The following is a 6,279-nucleotide window of genomic DNA, read 5'->3' as shown; positions in this document are numbered from 1 at the left end:
TCATGGAAATCACCTCACCTTAACCCCGTAACCGCAGTCCAGACAGAGGGCCTTCTTACCGCGCCACGCGAGTTCACCGCCGCAGAGGGGGCACGTGTCGAGGTTTCCGGCCTCTTTCCAGCGCTCGAAGGTTTCGCTGTCTATGAGGAGGTAAACTCCATCCTTTTCCGCCTCGAAGTCGCCCAGAACGGGGGTGCTCTCGAGCTCGCCGGTTTCGAGGTTAACTATCACCGGCTCGAGGCCGATGTTGCCCTCGTACTCCAAGTCGTTCGCGGGCAGTATCTCGAGGATAAGGGAGTTGAGCTTCCTGTCGTGGTACGCTATTACCTCGAGCGCGTCGCTCACCTCTCCGCTCGCGGGAATTACGTCAACGACCAGACTCTCCCTCGGAAAGAGTAGCACTACGACGTCCCTGCTCCTGAGCAGGGCGAGCCCCTTGCCCATATAGAGCTCTTCAAGGCCGAGCTCCTTCAGGAATTCCCTGACCTCGTCTCCACTTGGAAGGCGCTTTTCCGTGACCATGACGTTCATCATTCTCTTCGCGAGTGGAACCGCGACGGTTATCGGCTCTTCCATTTTCCTCACCGCCGATATTCGGAGGGAAAAATTTATAAACCTGCCCCGGGGATAATGGTTCGGGCCAAGCAGTAGGGTCCCGCGGTAGCCTAGCCTGGGAGTGGCGGCGGACTGTAGATCCGCAGGTCCCCGGTTCAAATCCGGGCCGCGGGACCACCAGAATTCTAAGCGCTTCTTGAGGCTTAAAAACAAAAATCGCTGAATGGCGTTTTCATCTGTTGTTCTCTAAAGAAGCATGTAAAAAGAGCGTTTAAAACCGTCTAACGGTCCAAAAGTTAAAAAGAAATCCCTTCGGTTCACTTCATCCTCTCAAGGATTATCGCCGGGCAGACCTTGAGGACACCGTCAATCCTGCCGATTTTGTTTGAGATGATGTCCGATAGGTCCTCCCCGTCCTTGGCCCAAATTTCGGCCATTATCATGTGGTCACCGCTCGTCAGGTAAACATGCCTCACGAAGTCGAACTCCTTGAGCTTGCTGGCGACCTCAAAAATCTTCTCGGGCTTGGTGTCTATCCCGGTGATGCTCACGAGGTTGTATCCGAGCTTCGATGGGTCCACAACTATGGTGTACTGCTTTATCACTCCTGCTTCCTCAAGCGCCTTGACGCGCTTCCTAACTGCCGTCTCGCTTATGCCGAGCACCTTCGCTATCTCCGTGAAAGGTGTCCTCGCGTCCTTGGTGAGCATGTCGAGTATAACCCTATCCCTCTCGTCCAGCATAATCCACCACCTAAGTTCTAATTACGCACCTATTCCTTATTAAGGTATCGGTCTTTTTAGTTTAACTATCGAACTTCTTCAATTCAATCACGGCCTCAACGTGGGGTGTGTGGGGAAACATATCGAGACCGACGGCGCTCTCAATCCTGTATTTCTCCCTCAAAGCCGAGAGGTTCTCGGCGAGCGTTTTGGGATTGCACGATACGTAGATTAGCCTCTCCGGTTCGTCTTTTAAGATTTTCCGGATTAGTTTCGGATGGAGACCTGCCCTCGGCGGGTCAACTATCACCGTGTCGTATTTCGAGAGGTCCTCCACGTTCCTATCGCTCCCCACCCTGAACTGGGCGTTTACTCCGTTCAGCTCGGCGTTTTCCTTGGCCATCTCGACCGCAAAGGGGTTAATCTCGACTCCCTCAACGGCAAAGCCCCTCTTGGCGAGGTAAACGCCGAAAGTGCCGACGCCCGAGTAAAGGTCGAGAACCCTTTTGCCGTCGGCGAGCTCCGCCACCTTCCTGACGAGGTTGACAGCTTGATAGCTGTTGGTCTGGAAGAAGCTGTTGGGGTGTATAAGGTAAGTCACGTCGTCCAGTCTCTCGCGGATGAATGGCTCGCCCCAGAAGCGTTCGACGTCGCCGTAGGAAACGTCGCTCTCGCTCCTGTTGACGCTCCAGTAGAGAGATGTGGCGAAGGGGAAATAGTCGGGGAAGGACTCCGGGAGGGTTCCCTCCTTCGTCACGAGGTTCACCATGAGCTCACCCGTGAACTTGCCCTCGCGGATGACGATATACCTCAAAAAGCCCTCGTTCTTTCGTATGTCGTAGAGTGAAAGCTTTTCGTCCTCGATGAACTCCCGCAACGCCTTCAGAACCCTTCTGCTCGCATCGCCGAAGACGGGACACTCGTCTATATCAACCGCCTCCCACCACGTCCCGTAGCGCCTGAACCCTATCCCTGTTGTCGAAATGACAACATCAATCCTGTTCCTGTGACCGTATATCCTCGGTGATGGTATTACCTCGACGTCAAGACCAAGGTGCTTTGAGAGTTTTGATGCTTTAAAGCGGAGCTGCTCTTCGTAGGGTAGGTGCTGGAGCAGACAGCCGCCGCACCTCTCGAAATAGGGACATTTTGGCTCGGTTCTAATTTCAGAGGGTTCGATTAGCTCGAATTCAGTTGCTATGAGCTTTCTCTTTTTTCTCCTCCACTTTCTGACTTCCACGAGGTCCCCCGGTGCCGTGTGCGGGACGAGGATTTCTCGCTTTCCTGTCCGAAGAACGCCCAGCCCATCGTCGCTCAGTCTCTCTATAACTCCCCTCATGGCCGGCGATGCTCGCCACCGCTTATAAACCTGCCCATTGATGGGCCTTTGAACGTTCGCCAAAAGTGTTCACGGAAGGTTTATTTAGTTCGAAAGCGTATTACTATCGGTGCCGGGTTCATGTTCGGGCGCCGTAAGGATATAGTCTACAAGGTTTTGGCAACCAAGAAGAGGGCCGTTGCCCTGCAGAACCTCAGCGCGGAGCTTGAAACGCCCGCTCCGGCCCTGCTCAAGACCGTTCGGGAGCTGGAGTCCGAGGGCCTCGTTGAGGTCTTCTACGGCCGCGAGAAGGCGGCCATCATGGTGAAGGCCAAGACGCTTGAGGACTACATTTGACCTTCAATCATTTTCTTTGAATCAACGGGAGTGGGAGAAATGATTTATGGTTGCGATAGTGGTTACTGGGCGAGGTGGGGCCGGGAAGACGACGATGACGGCCAACCTCTCGACGTACTTCTCGGGCATTGGTCTGAGAACCCTTGCAATAGACGGTGACCTTTACCTTCCGAAGCTCGCCTTTCACTTTGGGATATACAATCCGATAACGAACCTTCACACGCTCTTGAAGAAGGAGGACTCAAGACTCGAGGAGTCCATATACCGGGATGTAAGAACAGGCGTTGACGTTCTTCCTGGGAGTTCAAAGCTCTACGATATCCTCGACATAGACCAAAGACGGCTCAGGCAGATAGTGATGGACGTGCAGGCGATGTATGACGTTACGCTGATTGACTCGCCTGTGGGGATTCCCTTCGACACCATCTCAACGTTCCGGCTGGCGAAGTACCAGCTAATCATCATCGAGGTGGAGAGGGGACCAATTTACTCCTTCCACAGGATGGTGGAGAACGAGGTCGAGAAGCTCAAGGCCCTTGGCGAGGCGTACGGCCTCAAGGTCGGTGTGCTGATAAACAAGGTTCGCGAGGCCGAGCCCGTGATAGATGGCATCGTGAGCTTCCTTGAGGGGAGCTTCAACATTCCCGTCGTTGGAATCGTTGCCCACGACCCCGCGGTTCCGGCGAGCCAGAACGAGGGGATTCCGGTCATAGCCTTTTCTCCGCACGCGAGGGCGTCAAAGGACATAACGACCGCGGGAAGGGTTCTGGGCGAGTGGGTCTTTGGGAGAAGGGAAAAGAAGAGCCTCTGGGAGAGGATAAAGGAGGCCTTTCTGTCAGTCCTTCACGGAGTCCCTTCTGGCGAAAAGCTCTGAGACCGTGACGAGGGGTGCAAAGAGGTAGTCTCCGAGATTCTCGCGGGCGCCTTCTTCTCGGTCCACCACGACGAGGATAGCGGACACCTTCGCCCCCTGATTCTCAAGAACCTTCGCCGAGCGGAGGACGCTTCCCCCGGTGGTTGTCACGTCCTCGACGAGGAGAACCCTGTCCCCGGGTTTAACCTCACCCTCAATCTGGCTCCCCGTGCCGTGTCCCTTCGGCTTCTTCCTGACGATTACAAGGGGTTTTCCGGTTTCGAGCGAGAGGGCCGTCGCTATGGGAACCGCCCCGAGTTCCGGGCCGACAACGCGGTCAAACTCGACCCCAAGTTCCTCAGCCTTTTCTCTCATGAGCTCAGCTATGAGCTTCAGGGCTTTGGGATTTGTGATGAGCTTTTTGACGTTGATGTAGTAGTCGCTCTCTTTTCCAGAGGTCAGGACGAAGTGACCGAAGAGAATTGCCTCCTCCCTGAAGAAGGCCTCGATAAGCTCTTCTCTTTTCTCCATAGTGACCACCGGTGATGTAAGAGGGAGTGTCTATAAAAGGATTATCCTGCCTGGATGTTAACACGTTTATGTCTAAACCACGCCAGGGGAAAACTTAAAAATACTACTGTACAAAGTTAGCAGGTGGTACCATGTTTGGTGAAATCCTTGTCGTGGTGTATTTAATTGCGGCCATAGCAGTTGGCGTGAAGGTCTTTACAAGGACGATATCATGGCTCCCCGAAACGGATAGGGTTATGTACATGGTCTCCCTGTCCATTGGCTTTGCGTGGGGATTCCTAACCGTCGTTGTCGCGGTGGTTGTTGAGGGGGTTATCCTATACACCGTTTATTCTCATCTGGGTCTCGCCGCGGCCCTCGCGGTGCTTGCCATCACCGTAGGTCCCATTGAAGAGGGCGCCAAGCTCATTCCCTACGTTGCAAAGAAAAACGAGAGCGAACTCTACCGCTGGAACCTCACCATAAAGGCCGCTCTGGCCTTCGGCGTGATAGAGGGCATCGGCTACTTCCTGCTCCTTTTCTTCAGCGGTAATCCCATCGGTGCCTTCGTGAGGCTAATCGTCATAGCCTTTCACGTGCTCTGGACCGCAATAGCCCTCGAAGAGGCACTCCGGGGCGACCTCCTCAGGGGTTACCTCAAGGCCTCCGCCGTCCACAGTCTGTACGATGCACCGGCGATGCTACTCCTTGCGGGAGCGGGCCCTCTGGCGGGGTTGATAGCACTGGTTTCTCTGGGAGCTCTCGTTTACATGTATAAGGCTTCGGAAACGTCGTTCAGGTTCGCCTATGAGTACGCCAAGAGAAAAATCGAGGAAAAAAGAAGGGCGGAGGCCGAGATTACAAGCCTTATCGAGGCCGGCACTATCTCTTCGCCTTGAACCTCTCCTGGAGCTCATAGAGTTGGGCGACCCTCTCTATCGTGTCGGCCTCCTCTGGGCTTTTATCTTCCCTCAGCGCCACGTAGCGCGGGAAGCGGAGCGCGAAACCGCTCTTGTATTTGGGGCTCTTCTGTATCTCCTGGTAGGTGACCTCGATGACGACCTTGGGCTCAATCTCGACGAACTTCCCTTCCTCCCTGAGGATTAGGGGCTTGAGCATCTTGGTGAACTCGACTAAATCTTCATCGGTGAAGCCGCTTCCAACCTTGCCCACCGGAACGAACTCACCGCTCTCTGGGTCGTAGGCCGCAACGAGGAAGGAACCGAGCAGGTGTGCGCGCCTTCCCTCGCCCCACTCCGCCCCGATAATGACGAGGTCAAGGTTCTCCATCGTGGGCTTAATCTTCAGCCACTTCTTTCCGCGATTTCCAGGCTCGTAGACGGAGTCCAGTCTCTTCGCCATCAGGCCCTCGTGGCCGAGCTCAAGGGCCCTCTTGTAGAACTCTTCGGCTTCTTCAACCTTCTTCGTAACGAGTTGCTCGGCGAGCTTTATCTTATCGCTCTCCTCGACGCTCTCCTCGAGTTTCTTCCTCCTCTCGGCGAACTTCGTGTCTATGAGGCTCTCGCCGTCAACGTAGAGGATGTCGAAGAGGTTGAGCTCGAGCGGAATCTTCTCAATCATCTCCTCGATGTTGTACTTTCTCCTGAACCTCCTGAGGACGTACTGGAAGGGCCTCGGGCGACCGTTCTCGCCGACGGCAACCAGCTCACCCTCTACTATGACCTTAGAAGGCTTCAGCGAGGCCTTTACCGCCTCGACTATCTCTGGAATCGAGCGGGTGACGTTCTCAAGTCTCCTCGAGTAGATTATCACCTTATCTCCGTCGCGGTGGACCTGAACGCGTGCGCCGTCGTACTTAATCTCGAAGGCCGCCTCGCCGCCCATCTCGATTAGCGCTTCCTTGACGTTGGCGGCGTTCTGGGCAAGCATCGGTCTTATCGGCTTCCCAATCTGTATGCTGACCTTCGAGAGTCCCTCGTTCCCCTCGAGCTTGGCAACCTTCG

The 6,279-nt window shown here is 54.8% G+C and carries 8 protein-coding genes and 1 tRNA gene; 4 read left to right on the top strand and 5 right to left on the bottom strand.

The genetic code is table 11. The annotated features are described in order from the left end of the window. Positions 1–9 precede the first annotated feature (9 nt). Complete coding sequence (locus MVO87_RS04805; RefSeq protein ID WP_297552382.1) at positions 10–576, bottom strand: hypothetical protein; 567 nt, start codon at positions 574–576, stop codon at positions 10–12. Between the two features lie 78 nt (positions 577–654). On the opposite strand from MVO87_RS04805, the gene MVO87_RS04800 reads away from it, so the two are divergent. Next, positions 655–732 (top strand) — tRNA-Tyr (locus tag MVO87_RS04800). 140 nt (positions 733–872) lie between these two features. On the opposite strand, the gene lrpA is transcribed toward MVO87_RS04800, so the two are convergent. Beyond that, positions 873–1,298, bottom strand: a complete 426-nt coding sequence (gene lrpA, locus MVO87_RS04795; RefSeq protein ID WP_297514223.1) for an HTH-type transcriptional regulator LrpA — start codon at positions 1,296–1,298, stop codon at positions 873–875. Between the two features lie 61 nt (positions 1,299–1,359). After that, entirely contained in the window at positions 1,360–2,616 is a 1,257-nt protein-coding gene (rlmD, locus tag MVO87_RS04790) for a 23S rRNA (uracil(1939)-C(5))-methyltransferase RlmD (protein WP_297514220.1), read from the bottom strand. Positions 2,617–2,736: 120 nt separating this feature from the next. Between rlmD and MVO87_RS04785 the strand changes: the two genes are divergently transcribed. Both MVO87_RS04785 and MVO87_RS04780 read left to right on the top strand, forming a co-directional pair. Continuing rightward, a complete protein-coding gene (locus MVO87_RS04785; RefSeq protein ID WP_042691567.1) occupies positions 2,737–2,952 on the top strand; it encodes a hypothetical protein in 216 nt (71 codons plus the stop codon). 46 nt (positions 2,953–2,998) lie between these two features. Beyond that, positions 2,999–3,826, top strand: coding sequence for a MinD/ParA family ATP-binding protein (locus tag MVO87_RS04780; protein ID WP_297514217.1), 828 nt, complete (start codon positions 2,999–3,001; stop codon positions 3,824–3,826). Here the strand turns inward: MVO87_RS04780 and pyrE are convergent. Next, positions 3,788–4,336 carry an orotate phosphoribosyltransferase gene (pyrE, locus tag MVO87_RS04775; protein WP_297552380.1) on the bottom strand — a complete coding sequence of 183 codons (549 nt, stop codon included), beginning with the start codon at positions 4,334–4,336 and terminating at the stop codon, positions 3,788–3,790. The two genes, MVO87_RS04780 and pyrE, sit on opposite strands and share 39 nt — an antisense overlap. A gap of 131 nt (positions 4,337–4,467) precedes the next feature. On the opposite strand from pyrE, the gene MVO87_RS04770 reads away from it, so the two are divergent. Next, positions 4,468–5,214: a hypothetical protein gene (locus MVO87_RS04770; RefSeq protein WP_297514214.1), complete on the top strand. Its 747-nt coding sequence runs from the start codon at positions 4,468–4,470 to the stop codon at positions 5,212–5,214. Here the strand turns inward: MVO87_RS04770 and MVO87_RS04765 are convergent. Further along, the coding region (locus MVO87_RS04765) for an ATP-dependent DNA ligase (protein ID WP_297552378.1) at positions 5,198–6,279 on the bottom strand (1,082 nt) is incomplete at its 5' end. The genes MVO87_RS04770 and MVO87_RS04765 overlap by 17 nt on opposite strands.

Origin of the sequence: Thermococcus sp. (genome assembly GCF_027063845.1) — an archaeon.
Classification (GTDB): domain Archaea; phylum Methanobacteriota_B; class Thermococci; order Thermococcales; family Thermococcaceae; genus Thermococcus.
Note: the sequence above shows the minus strand (reverse complement) of the source record. Positions and strands in the feature narration are given on the sequence as shown.

Excerpts from the sequence above, each read along its gene's own strand:
- MVO87_RS04770 (WP_297514214.1), top strand. The coding sequence starts at position 4,468 with ATGTTTGGTGAAATCCTTGTCGTGGTGTATTTAATTGCGGCCATAGCA.
- pyrE (WP_297552380.1), bottom strand. The coding sequence starts at position 4,336 with ATGGAGAAAAGAGAAGAGCTTATCGAGGCCTTCTTCAGGGAGGAGGCA.
- lrpA (WP_297514223.1), bottom strand. The coding sequence starts at position 1,298 with ATGCTGGACGAGAGGGATAGGGTTATACTCGACATGCTCACCAAGGAC.
- MVO87_RS04805 (WP_297552382.1), bottom strand. The coding sequence starts at position 576 with ATGGAAGAGCCGATAACCGTCGCGGTTCCACTCGCGAAGAGAATGATG.
- rlmD (WP_297514220.1), bottom strand. The coding sequence starts at position 2,616 with ATGAGGGGAGTTATAGAGAGACTGAGCGACGATGGGCTGGGCGTTCTT.
- MVO87_RS04780 (WP_297514217.1), top strand. The coding sequence starts at position 2,999 with ATGGTTGCGATAGTGGTTACTGGGCGAGGTGGGGCCGGGAAGACGACG.
- MVO87_RS04785 (WP_042691567.1), top strand. The coding sequence starts at position 2,737 with ATGTTCGGGCGCCGTAAGGATATAGTCTACAAGGTTTTGGCAACCAAG.